The following is a 14,378-nucleotide window of genomic DNA, read 5'->3' as shown; positions in this document are numbered from 1 at the left end:
TGTCAGGCCGCCTTCGCCTGGCTCCGGGGCACCGCGCAGCGCCCCGGCGCCCACAGCGCGCCCGGCATGTTGCAGTCCGACCCGACGCGATGCCGGTCTATGTAGGCGAACAGCCGCCGGGCCTCCGCCATGTGCGCATTGCACGCGAACGACCCGTGCCCGGGCAGCCATTGCACGTGCCACTCGGCACGGCCCCCGCAGGGCAGCGCGGCACCGGTCTCCAGGCGCCCGCACGGAGTCGTTCCGTCGATGGGGATCGGGGTCAGTCGGGGGGTGATCGGATGCTCTGCCACGGGGCTCGGCTCCCTTGTCGCAGGATGCAACGACACATGCGTACCTCGGCGGAAACGGGCGTATTCGCGCCCTCCACAAGGGGTGTGCCCGCTCAGGGGTGCCCCCGACGCACGTTCGGAGGTCAGGAGTTGGTAACCGCCCGCCCCGGCGGGGATCAGCCCTGCGGCCGGGCGCGGCGGCGCTCGCGCGAGGCCCGCAGGTTCACGGTGTTGCCGCAGACCCGGGCGTCGTGCCAGACGGCGCTGCTGTTGCGCGAGTGGTCGTAGAAGGCGACGGCGCAGCGGCCGTACCGGCAGATCTTCAGGCGCGGCCAGACGCCGCGTGTCTGCGCGACGAGACACTCCGCCAGCACCGCGGAGGTGACGCGCCGGGCGCCGTCGCCCCGGGGCTCCACGGTGACGGTGGCGTCCGCGGCCAGCCGGAGCGTCACCGCTTCCGCGGCCAGCAGCGCGTCCCCCGCCCCGGCTGCCGCCTCGGGTCCGGCGGCGGACAGGGCCTGCCGCAGCCGGGTGCGCAGCCGCTTGAGCTCGTCCAGGTCGCCTTCGATGAGCGCCACGCGCTCACGGCCGCGGCCCGAGGCCCCCGCCCAGGCGTCCATGACGCCGTCGAGCCAGGGCTGCGCGGAGGCGAGAGTGTCCAGCAGGTCGGGGTTGCGCGGCCGGCCGCCGGGCGCGGTGTTCAGCAGCTCCTGCACCAGGAAGAGTCCGCCCGGTGCGGGCCGCACCTCGAATCGCTCGCTCGCCGACCACGCCATGCCACCACCGTAGCCCTTCTCCCTGCGGATGACAGAAGTGAGGGACGTACGCCCCTGGCAGCCCGCCGACTCAGGCCAGGTGCTCGCGGAACCAGGCCCGGGCGGCGCCGCTCGCCTCCGCGAACCGGGCGACGTACGGGTCGAAGTGGCCGCCGGCGAGCGTCACCAGCCGCTTCGGCTCCAGGGCCCGCTCGTACGCGGCGAGCGCCAGATCGGTGACGGTCACGGTGTCGTTCAGCGCGACCACCATCAGCAGCGGGGTCGGCGAGACACGGGGGACCCAGGCGCCGGGCTCGTACATCCGGGCGGCGCGTCCGGAGCGGACGGTCGCCTCGTTCGTCCAGACCCCCTCGGGCAGCGGCTGGAGGTAGAAGTCGATCGCCTCCCTGGTGCGGTAGGAGGCGGGCACGGCGGGGTCGTCGCTCACGATCGCGGTCCGCCGGTGCGGTTCCCCGCGGAACCGGGCGCGCTCGTCCTCCGCGAAGGACTCCTCGAGCCCGGCGACCGCCTCCGGGGCCACGCGCCGCAGCCCCTGCTCGTAGCCGCTGATCGTCGGCACCTGGGCCACCACGCAGCGCAGCCGGCGGTCGGTCGCCCCCAGGACGATCGCGTGCCCGCCGGCGTAACTGGTGCCCCACAGGCCGATGCGCAGCGGATCGACCTCGGGCAGGCTCTCGAGGAACGAGACCGCCCGCCGCCAGTCGGCGATCTGGACCCAGGGGTCGACATCCTGGCGCGGCTCGCCGTCGCTCGCGCCGAAGCCCCGGTGGTCGTGGAGCAGCACGACGAAGCCGTCGTCCGCGAAAGCCCGGGCGAACGGTTCGAGGCCGTGGTCCTTGGTGCCCGCGTAACCGTGCGCCATTGTGATCGCGGGGTGCGGGCCGGGCCCGTCGGGCAGGAAGAGCCACCCGCGCAAGCGCACGCCACCCTCGGCCTGGAACTCGACATCCTTGCGTTCCGCCATGCGAAGAACCTCCTTGGTGTGCGTGACTCAGGACCTGACCGATCCGGAAGGGGACCATGCGTCGCCGTCGATGGGCGACCAGTCGGTGGGCCGGGCGTCGAGCCGGCTCACCCGGCGTCCGTGCCGGGCGCCGAGGATGCCGCCGTCCAGCGGTGTGGTGAAGGCGTTCTCGACCACCGTGTACTCGGCCGCGAGCCGCGCGACCGCGGGAAGGGCGTTGGTGCCGATGCGGCCCCTGTCGAGGTGGATGTCGTCGCGGATGTGGAATCGCACGACCTCCCCGAAGACGACGTGGTCGTCGAGGTCGCCGATCGTGATGATCCGCTCGACCCTGCACTCCATGGCGATCGGCGCCCCCTTCACCCGCGGCGGCCGCACCGCCTCGCACGGCCCCTTCTCCAGGCCCACCGCGTCGAACTCGTCGACCCCGGGGTCGAATTCGGCGGCGGTGCGGTGCATCGCGTCGGCATGGGGCGAGATCGGGGACGCCGTCCACCGACAGGGTGCTCACCCAGCCGATCGCCCGGGGAATGATGCTCCCGATGAGCAGTTTGTAGGCGGATGCCGGATCAAGAGTGGCGGAGTCGATGATCACGGTGGCCTCCCGTGGTTGCGGAGGTGGTCGCCGGGAGCGGACGCCGTGACGCCCTCCCGCAGTCGGGTGACTGTCCCGCTGACATGAGCGTAGATTTCTTGACTATGTCAGGCAAGGAGAAATCACCCCATTTGGGTGCGTTCCCTGTCACTCTTGGCATGCACCCGTGGACCCGCGCGCTCAGCCCGCGTAGGCGGTCGGAGGGACCCCCACCGTCGCGGTGAAGTCCCGGACCAGATGGGCCTGGTCGCTGTAGCCGAGTTCGGCCGCCAGGCCCGCCCAGTCGACGGCCTTCGCGGACTCGGCGCGCTCCAGGGCCTCGTGGATGCGGTAGCGGAGGATGACCCACTTGGGGCTGACGCCGACGTGGGCGGCGAAGAGGCGTTGCAGCGAGCGCACGGACAGCCCCTCGGCACGCGCGAACCCGGCCACGCGCAGGATGCCGCGGTCGTGCCGGATCCGCTCGGCGAGTGCCATCGCCAGGGCGGCCTGGGGATCGGGTGCGGGGGCGAGCGACAGCAGGAAGGCGTCCAGGGCGGCGACCCGGTCGTCCTCCCCGTCCGGCCCGAGCACGGCAGCGGGCGCGGCGGCGTGGCCGGGCAGCGCCTCGTCCAGCGCGACCCGGCGCCCGGTCCAGTGGGACACCGGCACCGCCGGGGCGAACGGCCGGAACCCGCCCGGGCGGAACTGCACCCCGCACACCCGCCCCGCGCCCTCCAACTTCTGCGTGAACAGGCCCAGTCCGACGCCGGCGACCTCCCCGAGGTCCGGCGCGCCCGCGAAGCGCTGGAAGACGACGTTGACCGAGGGGTGCGGCACGACGTGCGAGGCGTACGGCTCGCCCAGGTCCCAGTCGATGAGCCAGTAGTGCTCCAGGTACGGCCGCAGTTCCGGCGCGGGGGCCCGCCGCCGGAAGCGCACACGGGCGAAGAGTTCCGGGGCGGCGACGATGCCCCGGGTGTCGCGCCGCGGTGTGTCCTGACCGGCCATGAGGGCGATGGTACGGCGGCGGGGTGTCGCGTTTGTTCAAGCCGGGCGCTCGCGGCCCGCCGTAGCGTCGCGGCATGACAGACACCATCGGTGAATTGCCGGCAGCCGTCCGCGACCGGGCTCTGCCCGTGGTGGCAGGAGTGCCGGACGACCGGTTGGCGGCGCCGACGCCGTGCGCCGAGTACGACGTGCGGGACCTGCTGAACCACCTCTTCCACGTGGTCGTCGGCTTCCGGGCGATCGCGGCGAGGCAGCCGGCGGACTTCTCCTCCACGCCCGACCGTCTCGCCGCCCTCGGCGACGGATGGCGCGACCGTTTCGCGGAGGAGGCCGCGCTGTTGGTGGAGGCGTGGGCCGTGCCCGGTGCCGACGAGGGGGTGGCCGGCTCGATGAACCTCCCGGCGCGCACCGTCGGCGGCATGGTCCTGCTCGACCTGACCGTGCACGCCTGGGACCTGGCCCGGGCCACGGACCGCGCCTTCGTGCCCGGCGAGGACGCGGTTCGGGTGCTGGCGGCCCTCGTCGACGAGATGGGTCGACGGCGCGCTCCATGAAGTTCTTCGGTGAGCCGGTGTCGTTGCCGCCGGGGCAATCGGGCTTCGGACGGCTGCTCGCCGCGACGGGCCGCGACCCGCGATGGAGCCCGCCGCGGCCCACACCCTGAACCGCGGGCCGCGGCCGAGGCGCGCCACCTCGCGGCCGTCGCCGCCGAAGCCCGGCACCCCCGAGCCGGCCGGGGCCCTCGCAGCGCCGAGGCGACGTTCACGCGGTTCCTGAACCGGCTGGTCGACGGCCTCGACATCGGCTGACCCGGTGCGCTGTGCGGATCCCGCGGCGCAGCCGCCGGGTCTTGTGCAACTAGTTGCACAAATCAGGGCCCGCGGTCTACAAAGGACGGGCGGCACTCCGCCGCGCCGATGCCCGAGGAGACCTCGATGAGCCGCTACCCGCATCTGCTGCGCCCGCTCGACCTCGGGTTCCTCACCCTCCCCAACCGCGTCCTCATGGGCTCGATGCACGTGGGGCTGGAGGAGGCCGAGCGCGGCTTCGAGCGCATGGCCGCCTTCTACGCCGAGCGGGCCCGGGGCGGCGTCGGGCTGATCGTCACCGGTGGCATCGCACCCAACGACCCGGGCCGCCCCTACCCGGGCGGCGCGCGGATGACCACCGAGGAGGAGGCGGACCGGCACACCGTCGTCACGCGGGCGGTGCACCGCGAGGGCGGCCGCATCGCGATGCAGATCCTGCACTTCGGGCGGTACGCCTACCACCCCGAACTGGTCGCGCCGAGCGCGCTCCAGGCGCCGATCAGCCCCCACGTCCCGCACGCCCTCACCGGCGACGAGGTCGAGCAGACGATCGAGGACTTCGTACGCGCCGCCGGACTCGCCCGCGCGGCCGGCTACGACGGCGTCGAGATCATGGGCTCCGAGGGCTACCTGATCAACGAGTTCGTCGCACCCGCCACCAACCACCGCGAGGACCGCTGGGGCGGGCCGTTCGAGAACCGCACCCGCTTCCCGCTGGAGATCGTCCGCCGCACCCGCGAACGGCTCGGCACCGACTTCGTGATCGTCTACCGTCTGTCGATGCTCGACCTGGTCCCCGGCGGTTCGTCCCTGGAGGAGGTCGTCGCCCTCGCCCGGGCGGTCGAGGCGGCCGGCGCCACGATCATCAACACCGGCATCGGCTGGCACGAGGCCCGCATCCCCACCATCGCCACCTCCGTGCCGCGCGCCGCGTACACCTGGGTGACGAAGCGGCTCATGGGCGCGGTCTCGGTGCCGCTGGTGACCAGCAACCGCATCAACACCCCCGAGGTCGCCGAGCGGTTGCTCGCCGACGGCTACGCCGACATGGTGTCCCTGGCCCGCCCGATGCTCGCCGACCCCGAGTTCGTCGCCAAGGCCCGGCAGGGCCGCGCCGAGGCCATCAACACGTGCATCGGCTGCAACCAGGCCTGCCTCGACCACACGTTCAGCGGCCGGCTGACCTCGTGCCTGGTCAATCCGCGGGCCTGCCACGAGACCGAACTCGTCCTCCTGCCCACCCGGTTGCGCAAGCGTGTCGCGGTCGTCGGCGCCGGGCCCGCCGGACTCTCCTGCGCGGTCACCGCGGCCGAACGCGGCCACGCCGTCACGCTCTTCGACTCCGCCGACCGGATCGGCGGGCAGCTCACCGTCGCCCGCAACGTCCCCGGCAAGGAGGAGTTCGACGAGACGCTGCGCTACTTCCGCACCCGGCTGGCCGAGGAGGGCGTGGAACTGCGCCTGAACACCCTTGTTACGCCGGAGACGCTGGCCGCGCACGAGCCCGGCTTCGACGAGGTCGTCCTCGCCACCGGCGTCGCGCCGCGCACGCCGCGGATCGAGGGCGTGGACCACCCCAGCGTGCTGAGCTACCTCGACGTCCTCCGCGACGGCGCCCCGGTGGGCGAGCGGGTCGCGATCGTCGGTGCGGGCGGGATCGGCTTCGACGTGGCCGGGTTCCTCACCGACGGCGGCGAGGGCGCGAGCCGGGACCCGGAGACGTACTTCCGGCAGTGGGGCGTGGACACCGGCTACGCGAACCGGGGCGGGCTGCGGGCTCCCGAGCGGCCGGCGCCGCCGCGCACCGTGCACCTGGTGCAGCGCAAGGCCGGCAAGGTCGGCGCGGGCCTGGGCAGGACCACCGGGTGGATCCACCGCACCGAGCTGAAGCACCGGGGCGTCACCATGGTCGCGGGAGCCGCCTACGACCGGATCGACGACGACGGGCTGCACATCACCGTCGGCGGCGAGCGCCGCACGCTGGCGGTCGACACCGTGGTCCTGTGCGCCGGGCAGGAACCGCGCCGCGACCTGTACGACGCCCTGCGCGCCGCCGGGTACGAGGTCCACCTCATCGGCGGCGCCGACGAGGCCGCCGAACTCGACGCGAAGCGGGCCGTCCGCCAGGGCACCGAACTGGCCGCGGCGCTGTGACCGCGGCCCGTCCGTAGGATGCGGGCATGTCGCTCCCGCACGCCATCCTCACCGCCCTCCTGGAGAAACCGTCCTCGGGGCTGGAGCTGGCGCGGCGCTTCGACCGTTCCATCCGCTACTTCTGGTCCGCGACGCACCAGCAGATCTACCGCGAACTCGGGCGGCTGGAGGAGGCGGGACTGATCCGCGCGCTGCCCGCGGCGCACCCCGCCCGGGGACAGAAGAAGGAGTACGAGGTGCTGCCCGCCGGGCGGCAGGAACTGGCGGGCTGGGTCGCCGCCGGTGACGAACCCCGGCCGATCCGCGACCCGCTGCTGCTGCGCATGCGCGCGGCGGCGGTGGTCGGGGGCCGCGGCCTGGCGGAGGAACTGCGCAGGCACCTGGCGCTGCACGAGGCCCAGTTGGCCGAGTACGCGGACATCGAGCGGCGCGACTTCCCGCCCGGCCTCGTGGCCGACGAGGACCGGCTGCGGCACCTCGTGCTGCGCGGGGGCATCGAACTGGAGACGTTCTGGACGCGGTGGCTCCGGGAGGCGCTGGCCGAGGTCGGGACGATGGACCTGGTCTGACGGGCCCGCCACGCGGCGCGGTCGGCGCGGGCGCCGCGTCGTCGCCGGGCCCGGTACCGGTCCAGGACGCGGTCGAGCAGCGTCTGCGGGTCCTGCGCGGGCATGTCCGCGACCCGCTCGGCCAGCAGATGGAAGAGGCCGCGCCGGTCGCGCGCTTCGCGGCCGACGAGGACCGGCTGCGGGACCTCGTGCTGCGCGGGGCCATCGAACCGGAGGCGTTCTGGACGCGGTGGCTCCGGGAGGCGCTGTCCGACCGACCCGCCACCCGGCGCGGTCAGCGCGGGCGCCGCAGGGCCAGCAGCGCCGCGTCGTCGCCGAGCCCGCCGCCCGTCCAGGCGTGGAGGTCGATCAGGACGCGGTCGAGCAGCGTCTGCGGGTCCTGCGCGGGCATGTCCGCGATCCGCTCGGCCAGCGGATAGAAGAGGCCGCGCCGGTCGCGCGCCTCGGACACACCATCGGTGTGGAGCAGCAGCAGGTCGCCCGGGCGGTAGGGCACGGACTGGGGACGGTAGCGGCCGCCGGTGAGCGGCAGCAGTCCGAGCGGCGCCGCGTACGCCTCCGGTACCACCTCCGCCACACCGCCGTCGTGGCACAGCAGCGGCGGAGGGTGGCCGCAGTTGACCAGGACGGCGGTGTCACCGGCGGGGGGTACGGTCAGCAGGACGGCGGTGACGAACTCCTCGGCTCCGCCGCGGCGCACCAGCGCGCCGTCCAGCCGGGTCGCCACCACGTCGAGGGCGGGTTCCGCGCGGGCGGCGTCGCGGAAGACGCCCAGCACGTCGGCGGCGGTCTTGACGGCGTCCAGGCCCTTGCCGCGCACGTCGCCGAGCAGGACCCGTACACCGAACCCGGTCTCCACGACCTCGTACAGATCCCCGCCGATCCGCGCCTCGGCCTCCGCCGCCACGTAGCGCACGGCCACCTGGAGTCCGCCCACCCGCGGCGGCGGGGGCCGCAGCAGCGCCCCCTGCGCGGCCTCGGCGACGCCGCGGACCTGCGCCAGTTCGCGTTCCCTGGCGGTGACGAGGACGACGGCCCCGGTGATGGTGAAGGTCACGGCCAGGACGGCGACCCCGGAGGTGACGTGCACCAGGGCGGGGACCCCTCTGTCGACCACGGCGAGGAGGAAGACCAGGCCGATCGCCACGACGCCCGCCAGCAGCGGCACGCGGGCCCGGCGGGACTTGACCCCGGCCAGCACCGGCAGTGCCGCCAGGACCGGTGACACGGTCGTCTCCGGACCGCTGATGATGTCGACGGCGACGCAGGCCGCGATGAGCGCGTACGAGGCGAAGAGGAACCACCAGGCCCACCGGGGCAGCGGCAAAGGGCGGGGGCGGGGGCGCGGGGTGCCGGGGCCGCGGGCCATGGGTGTCAGCCCTCCTGTCACCGCCGCCGACGGGTGCCGGCGGCGCCTGGTTCCATCTTCGCCGCAGCGGGCGGGGAGTGCGGGAATGAGCGGGGGGTGCCCCGCGTTGAGAGGGACATCCGATGGAAATGAAAACCATTGCGATGGCAGAAAGGACCCGCTCATGGCCCGCAGCGAGCAGCGCCCGGTGATCAGGCTCCGGTCGACCGCCGGTACCGGCACCACCTATGTGACCCGGAAGAACCGGCGCAACGACCCGGACCGCATGGTCCTCAGCAAGTACGACCCGGCCGTCGGCCGCCACGTGCCGTTCCGCGAGGAGCGCTGACCCAGCGCCGTCCCGGCAGAGCCCCACCGCCGTCCGTCCCACCACCGCACCTGACTGGAGGAGCGTCATGCAGCACGCGATCCACCCCGCCTACCGTCCGGTCGTCTTCCGCGACCGCAGCGCGGACCACGCCTTCCTCACCCGGTCCACGCTGACCAGCGACAAGACCGTCGTCTGGGAGGACGGCAACACCTACCCCGTGTTCGACGTGGAGATCTCCGCGGCGAGCCACCCGTTCTACACCGGCAATGCCCGGGTCATGGACACCGCCGGCCGCGTCGAGCGCTTCGAGCGCCGCTACGGACGCGCCGCCGCGCGCGGCTGACCCCGCCGCGGCCGGGAGCCGCGGGAACAGGGGAACAGGGGAACAGGGGAGCAGGGAGCACCGACGGCCGTCGCGGACCATCGCGGCGGCCGTCGCCGTGCCCGGGGCACCTCGGGGGATCAGCTCTTGCGGAAGCTGTACGCCTCCTGGGCCGCCGCCACGACGGCGTCCAGATCCCCACCGGCCGACGCCGTCACCACGGCGGCCACCGCGCCCTCCACGAAGGGCGCGTCCGCCAGGCGGGTGCGGGGCGGCAGACCGTCCTCCTCGGCCAGCAGGGTCTTGACCGTCAGCACGGCGCTCCCCAGGTCGGCGATGACCGCCACACCCTCGCCGCGGTCGACGGAGCGCGCCGCCGCGACGATCTTCTCCGCGTCGGTGCCCAGCCCGCCGTCGGGGGTACCGCCCGCGGCGGCCACCGGCACCTTCGCGCCGCCGCCGTTCAGCCCGGCGGCCATGTGAGCCACCGACTCCGCGACCGTCGCGCTGTGCGACACCAGCACCACGCCCACGGTCATTCCGCGCCCTCCCGCGACGTCATCGCGAGGACGCCGAGGAGCAGCGCCGAGGAGGTCGCCCCCGGGTCCTGGTGACCCGCGCTGCGCTCACCCAGATAGCTCGCCCGCCCCTTGCGCGCCACCAGAGGCGTGGTGGCGGTCGCGCCCTCGTCGGCGGCGATCGCGGCCGCCGACAGGGCCTCCGCCAGTCCCGCGCCCTTGTCGAGCGCGAAGGACAGCGCCTCCACGGCCGGGGCCAGCGCGTCCACCATCGTCTTGTCGCCCGGCGCGGCCCCGCCCAGCGTCGCGACCGCGTCGACCCCGTCGCGCAGCGCCTGGGCGAACTGCTCGGGGGTGACGTGCTCCGCGTCCCCGAGCGCCTTGCCGGCCTTGCGCAGAAGGGTGCCGTACAGCGGACCCGACGCGCCGCCGACCGTGCTGATCAGCTGCCGGCCGACCAGCACCAGGACGCCGCCGGGGGTGTCCGGCGGCTCCTTCTCGACGGCCGTGCGCGCCGCGATGAAGCCGCGCCGCATGTTGGCCCCGTGGTCGGCGTCACCGATGGGGGAGTCGAGCTCGGTGAGCCGGTCGGCCTCCCGCTCGATCACCGAGGCCGCTGAGACGAGCCAGCGGCGTATGAAAGCCGTGTCGATCGCCGCAGCCCCGGACGGTCCCTCGCTCATCTGTCGTGCTCCTCCTGCTTCTCAGGCGCCCCAGCACAGCGCCGGTGTGCTCACCGGCGCGTCCCACAGGCGCAGCAGTTCGTCGTCCACCTGGCACAGCGTCACCGAGGCGCCCGCCGCGTCCAGCGACGTGACGTAGTTGCCGACCAGCGTGCGGGCCACCGCGACGTGGCGGGCCGCCAGCACCCGGTGCACCTCGGCGTTGAATCCGTACAGTTCCAGCAGCGGCGTCGCGCCCATACCGTTGACCAGGAGCAGCACCGGCCCGTTCGGGCGCAGGTCGTCCAGGATCGCGTCGACCGCGAACTCCGCGATCTCCCCCGAGGTCATCATCGCCCGCCGCTCCCGGCCGGGTTCCCCGTGGATGCCGATGCCGAGTTCCAGCTCCCCGGCGGGCAGGTCGAACGTGGGGCTGCCCTTGGCGGGCGTGCTGACCGCGGTCAGCGCCACCCCGAAGCTCCGCGTCATCTCGTTCACCTGCCGTGCGACGGACTGCACGCGCTCCAGCGGCGCGCCCTCCTCGGCCAGCGCCCCGGCGATCTTCTCCACGAACAGCGTGCCGCCGGTGCCGCGGCGTCCGGCCGTGTAGAGGCTGTCGGTGACCGCCACGTCGTCGTTGACCAGGACTTTGGCGACCTGGATGCCCTCGTCCTCGGCCAGTTCCGCGGCCATGTCGAAGTTCAGCACGTCACCCGTGTAGTTCTTCACCACGAACAGTACGCCCGCGCCGCTGTCGACGGCCGCGGCCGCCCGCACCATCTGGTCGGGCACCGGTGAGGTGAAGACCTCCCCGGCACAGGCCCCGTCCAGCATCCCCCGCCCCACGAACCCCACGTGCAGCGGCTCGTGCCCCGACCCGCCCCCCGACACCAGACCGACCTTTCCGGCGACCGGCGCGTCCTTGCGGACCACCACCCGGTTCTCGATGTCGACCGTCAACTCCGGATGCGCGGCGGCGACTCCCCGCAGCGCATCGGCCACCACGGTCTCGGGGACATTGATCAGCATCTTCATTGGACGGTCCCTCCGGGGCACGGGATTCGTACACATGGCGAACAATCGCTGACATCAGCCTACGATCCACCGACTCCGGGGCAGGGCTGATTCCGCACAGAGTTCCGGATCGGCCACGTGGCCCGGCCGGGTTCCGCGGGGCCCGGACCGCGTGATCACGCCATTTGACGGCGGACGAGTTCGCGGAGCCGGCCCCCGGGGTCCGCGAGGAGGTCGGCGGGGCGTCCCTGCTCCACGACCCGGCCGTCGGACATGACGACGACGCGGTCCGCGTCCATGACCGTGGTGAGCCGGTGCGCGATGACGACGCGGCTGGCGCGCAGGGCGCGGGTGCTCTCGATGACGACCCGCTGCGTCTCGTTGTCGAGCGCGCTGGTGGCCTCGTCGAAGAAGAGGATGCGCGGGCGGCGGACGAGGGCCTGGGCGATCATGAGGCGCTGCCGCTGGCCTCCGGAGACCGTCGCGCCCCCGGAGATCATGGTGTGCAGCCCCATCGGCATCCGTTTGATGTCCTCCGCCAGGCCCGCCATCGCGGCCGCCTCCCACGCCTCCTCCTGTGTGAAGGCCTCGGCGCCGCAGATGCAGTCCAGGATGGAGCCGGTGAGCGGCTGGGCGTTCTGCAGGACGACGCCACACTGCCGGCGCACCGCGGCCTGGTCCAGGGCCGCGAGGTCCTGGCCGTCGTACAGCACGCTGCCGGCCGCGGGCCGGTCGAAGCCGATGAGCAGCCGCAGCAGGGTGGACTTGCCGCAGCCGCTGGGACCCACGATCGCCACGAACTCGCCGGGCCGCACCTCCAAGGACACGTCGTCCAGGACCAGGGGGCCGTCCGCGGACCAGCGAAAGGAGAGCCCCCGGGCCTCGATCGCCCCGGACAGCTCGCCGGGCTGGGTGCTGGCGCCCCGCACCTCGGGGAGCTGGTCGAGCACCGGCTTGATGTGCTCGTACATCGGCAGCGCGGCGGCGGCCGAGACCAGCGCCCCGGTGAGCTGGGTGACCGCGGTGAGCAGCATCGTCACGGCGGTGCTGAAGGTGAGGAAGCCGCTCGCGGACAGCGAGCCGCGGGCCGGTCCCGCCAGCAGCACGAACAGCAGCAGCGAGCACAGCGGGAGGTAGACCGCGTTGAGCACGCCCGTGAGGTTCCTGATCCGCCCGGTGCGCTGCTGGAGGTCCCGGCTGCGGGCGAACTCGCGGGCCCAGGCCGCGTAGGCGAAGCTCTCGGCGGCCGCGACGCGCAGCTTCGGCAGCCCGCGCAGGGTCTGGAACGCCTGGTTGTTGAGCTTGTTGCCCAGCTCGACCAGCTGCCGCTGCCACCGCAGTTGCCACAGCCCGAGGCCGAGGAAGACGGCGGCGATCACGATCAGCATGCCGATCGCGACCAGCGCCAGCGGGACGCTGAACACCAGCAGCAGGACGATGTTCATGGCGCCGACGGTGCCCGACTGGACGGCGACCGGGCCGACGCCGGCGAGGACGCGGCGGATGGCGCTGACGCCCATCGCGGCGCTCGCCAGTTCACCCGTCGAGCGCTCCGAGAAGAAGGACGTCGGCAGCCGCAGCAGCCGGTCCCAGACCGCGGGCTGCAAGGTGGCCTCGATGCGGCCCTCCACCCGCAGCAGCGTGAGGTTCTGCAGCAGCATGAAGGCCGCCGACACCACGCTGCTGACGATGATCGCGCACGAGACCTGCACGATCAGCCCGGTCTCCGCGCCGGGCACGTACCGGCCGAGCACCTGCCCGGTGGCGATCGGCACCAGCGCGCCGAGCAGCACGGTGATCAGCCCGCTGAGGATCAGGGCGCGCAGGTCGGAGCCGGTTCCGCGCAGGCTGAAACGCAGCAACCGCCAGGGGCGCAGGGGGTGTTCGGGCAGCGGCCGGTAGAACATCACCGCCTGCGGGGCGAACTCCGCGGCGTTGCCGGCCGTGACGCGGATGCGGCTGCCGCTGGCGGGGTTGACCGCGTCGTAGCCGCCCCGCCGCCACAGCAGCGCGACCGGCGTCCCCGACGCTGCCCGGTGCCCGACCAGCGGGCCGGCGTTCTCCCGCCACCACCGGCCGTCGAGCCGCACGGGGCGGGTGCGGATCCGCGACCCGACCGCGATGCGCTCGACCGGGTCGACGCGGTCGACCACGTCGACCCGGCCGACCCGGCCGACCCGGTCCCCGGCCGTTCCGCTCGCGGACGGGGACACGAGCGTGATCCCCGCGGCGCGGGCGACCACCCGGCAGACGGCCCAGGTCGTGTCGTCCGAGGCCGCCGAGGCACGGGACGGCGCCTTGCGGGAGCGGGCGATGGACGCGAGGAGCGCCTGGTCGGCCTGCTCGCGGACGGCCTCGCCGGCCCGGATGCCCGCGGCGGTGCGGTCCTCGTGGGCCTGCTCCAGCCGCTCGATCCAGCGGTCGAGCGTGGACAGCAGCCGGTACTGCTGGTTGACCATGCCCTGCCACATCGCGGCGTCGAGCAGCAGGTCGCCCGCCGCCTCGGTGCTGTAGGCCGCTCCGTACTGGACGCTGCCGGGGGCGACGGGGAGCCAGAGGATGTCGTCGTCCGCCACGGCCTCGTCCGCCGAGGTGCGGCCGTCCAGGGGGGCCTCGTACAGCACGCGCTGGCTGCGCCCCACACCGAGCGCGAACGCCTGCTCCAGCAGGCTCAGCGCCTGCTCCTGGGTGTCGTACGCCCAGGCGCCGTCGTACCCGGGGCGGTGCAGTTCGCGCAGCGGGACGCGGCGCAGGACGCAGGACGGCAGCGGGCGCCCGACGAGCGTGTGCTGCGGGCCCTCGACGGGTCCCAGCAGCAGGGTGCCCGCCTCCAGCCGGCCGAGGAAGTGCCAGTGCCCCTGCTGGGCCGCGTCGACGGCGAACAGGTCGAGGGAGCCCGCCACGACCAGCCACAGGACGTGCGGCCCCTCCAGGGGCAGGCTGCGCAGTCCCGCGCAGTCCACCGGCGTGCCGAGGCCGCCGAGGGCCGCGATCACCGGGTCGCCGGTGGTGCCGGCGGCGTCGGCAGCGTCGGCGGGTTGTACGGGGATCACG

The 14,378-nt window shown here is 73.9% G+C and carries 15 protein-coding genes and 1 pseudogene; 6 read left to right on the top strand and 10 right to left on the bottom strand.

The features are described from left to right. Positions 1–2 precede the first annotated feature (2 nt). The 5 genes from ACIP64_RS32600 to ACIP64_RS32580 form a co-directional block, all read right to left on the bottom strand. Complete coding sequence (locus ACIP64_RS32600; RefSeq protein ID WP_401593840.1) at positions 3–293, bottom strand: hypothetical protein; 291 nt, start codon at positions 291–293, stop codon at positions 3–5. Positions 294–448: 155 nt separating this feature from the next. Then, entirely contained in the window at positions 449–1,048 is a 600-nt protein-coding gene (locus ACIP64_RS32595; RefSeq protein WP_401593837.1) for a CGNR zinc finger domain-containing protein, read from the bottom strand. Positions 1,049–1,118: 70 nt separating this feature from the next. Beyond that, positions 1,119–2,012, bottom strand: a complete 894-nt coding sequence (locus ACIP64_RS32590) for an alpha/beta hydrolase (RefSeq protein ID WP_401593834.1) — start codon at positions 2,010–2,012, stop codon at positions 1,119–1,121. Positions 2,013–2,039: 27 nt separating this feature from the next. Beyond that, positions 2,040–2,471 (bottom strand): flavin reductase family protein, encoded by a 432-nt coding sequence (locus ACIP64_RS32585; RefSeq protein WP_401593831.1) that lies wholly within the window; start codon positions 2,469–2,471, stop codon positions 2,040–2,042. 316 nt (positions 2,472–2,787) lie between these two features. Beyond that, positions 2,788–3,597 (bottom strand): DUF6597 domain-containing transcriptional factor, encoded by an 810-nt coding sequence (locus tag ACIP64_RS32580; RefSeq protein ID WP_401593828.1) that lies wholly within the window; start codon positions 3,595–3,597, stop codon positions 2,788–2,790. Positions 3,598–3,671: 74 nt separating this feature from the next. Here ACIP64_RS32580 and ACIP64_RS32575 point away from each other — a divergent pair, with 74 nt between their 5' ends. The 4 genes and pseudogenes from ACIP64_RS32575 to ACIP64_RS32560 all read left to right on the top strand — a co-directional run. After that, a complete protein-coding gene (locus ACIP64_RS32575) occupies positions 3,672–4,151 on the top strand; it encodes a TIGR03086 family metal-binding protein (RefSeq protein ID WP_401593825.1) in 480 nt (159 codons plus the stop codon). 381 nt (positions 4,152–4,532) lie between these two features. Next, entirely contained in the window at positions 4,533–6,560 is a 2,028-nt protein-coding gene (locus ACIP64_RS32570) for an FAD-dependent oxidoreductase (protein ID WP_401593822.1), read from the top strand. A gap of 26 nt (positions 6,561–6,586) precedes the next feature. After that, positions 6,587–7,129: a PadR family transcriptional regulator gene (locus tag ACIP64_RS32565; RefSeq protein WP_401593819.1), complete on the top strand. Its 543-nt coding sequence runs from the start codon at positions 6,587–6,589 to the stop codon at positions 7,127–7,129. After that, positions 7,081–7,368, top strand: a pseudogene (locus ACIP64_RS32560) (hypothetical protein); the annotation flags it as partial. The gene ACIP64_RS32565 and the pseudogene ACIP64_RS32560, both read left to right, overlap by 49 nt. Before the next feature lie 35 nt (positions 7,369–7,403). Here ACIP64_RS32560 and ACIP64_RS32555 read toward each other — a convergent pair. Further along, on the bottom strand, positions 7,404–8,498 hold the full coding sequence (locus ACIP64_RS32555; RefSeq protein WP_401593816.1) for a PP2C family protein-serine/threonine phosphatase: 1,095 nt from the start codon (positions 8,496–8,498) through the stop codon (positions 7,404–7,406). A 163-nt stretch (positions 8,499–8,661) separates the two neighbouring features. On the opposite strand from ACIP64_RS32555, the gene rpmG reads away from it, so the two are divergent. Further along, entirely contained in the window at positions 8,662–8,826 is a 165-nt protein-coding gene (gene rpmG / locus ACIP64_RS32550) for a 50S ribosomal protein L33 (RefSeq protein ID WP_319664230.1), read from the top strand. A gap of 67 nt (positions 8,827–8,893) precedes the next feature. Continuing rightward, complete coding sequence (locus ACIP64_RS32545; RefSeq protein ID WP_401593812.1) at positions 8,894–9,151, top strand: type B 50S ribosomal protein L31; 258 nt, start codon at positions 8,894–8,896, stop codon at positions 9,149–9,151. Between the two features lie 119 nt (positions 9,152–9,270). On the opposite strand, the gene dhaM is transcribed toward ACIP64_RS32545, so the two are convergent. The 4 genes from dhaM to ACIP64_RS32525 form a co-directional block, all read right to left on the bottom strand. Further along, positions 9,271–9,669, bottom strand: coding sequence for a dihydroxyacetone kinase phosphoryl donor subunit DhaM (gene dhaM / locus ACIP64_RS32540; protein WP_401593809.1), 399 nt, complete (start codon positions 9,667–9,669; stop codon positions 9,271–9,273). After that, the gene (gene dhaL, locus ACIP64_RS32535; protein ID WP_401593806.1) at positions 9,666–10,331 is read right to left on the bottom strand and encodes a dihydroxyacetone kinase subunit DhaL; all 666 of its coding nucleotides are present in this window, start codon (positions 10,329–10,331) and stop codon (positions 9,666–9,668) included. The genes dhaM and dhaL overlap by 4 nt, the downstream gene beginning before the upstream one ends. Before the next feature lie 21 nt (positions 10,332–10,352). Continuing rightward, entirely contained in the window at positions 10,353–11,345 is a 993-nt protein-coding gene (gene dhaK, locus ACIP64_RS32530; protein ID WP_401593803.1) for a dihydroxyacetone kinase subunit DhaK, read from the bottom strand. A gap of 155 nt (positions 11,346–11,500) precedes the next feature. Then, positions 11,501–14,377 carry an NHLP bacteriocin export ABC transporter permease/ATPase subunit gene (locus tag ACIP64_RS32525; RefSeq protein WP_401593800.1) on the bottom strand — a complete coding sequence of 959 codons (2,877 nt, stop codon included), beginning with the start codon at positions 14,375–14,377 and terminating at the stop codon, positions 11,501–11,503. Position 14,378: the final 1 nt, after the last annotated feature.

The organism is Streptomyces sp. NPDC088733 (assembly GCF_044751185.1).
Classification (GTDB): domain Bacteria; phylum Actinomycetota; class Actinomycetes; order Streptomycetales; family Streptomycetaceae; genus Actinacidiphila.
This window is presented reverse-complemented; position numbering and strand designations above follow the sequence as displayed.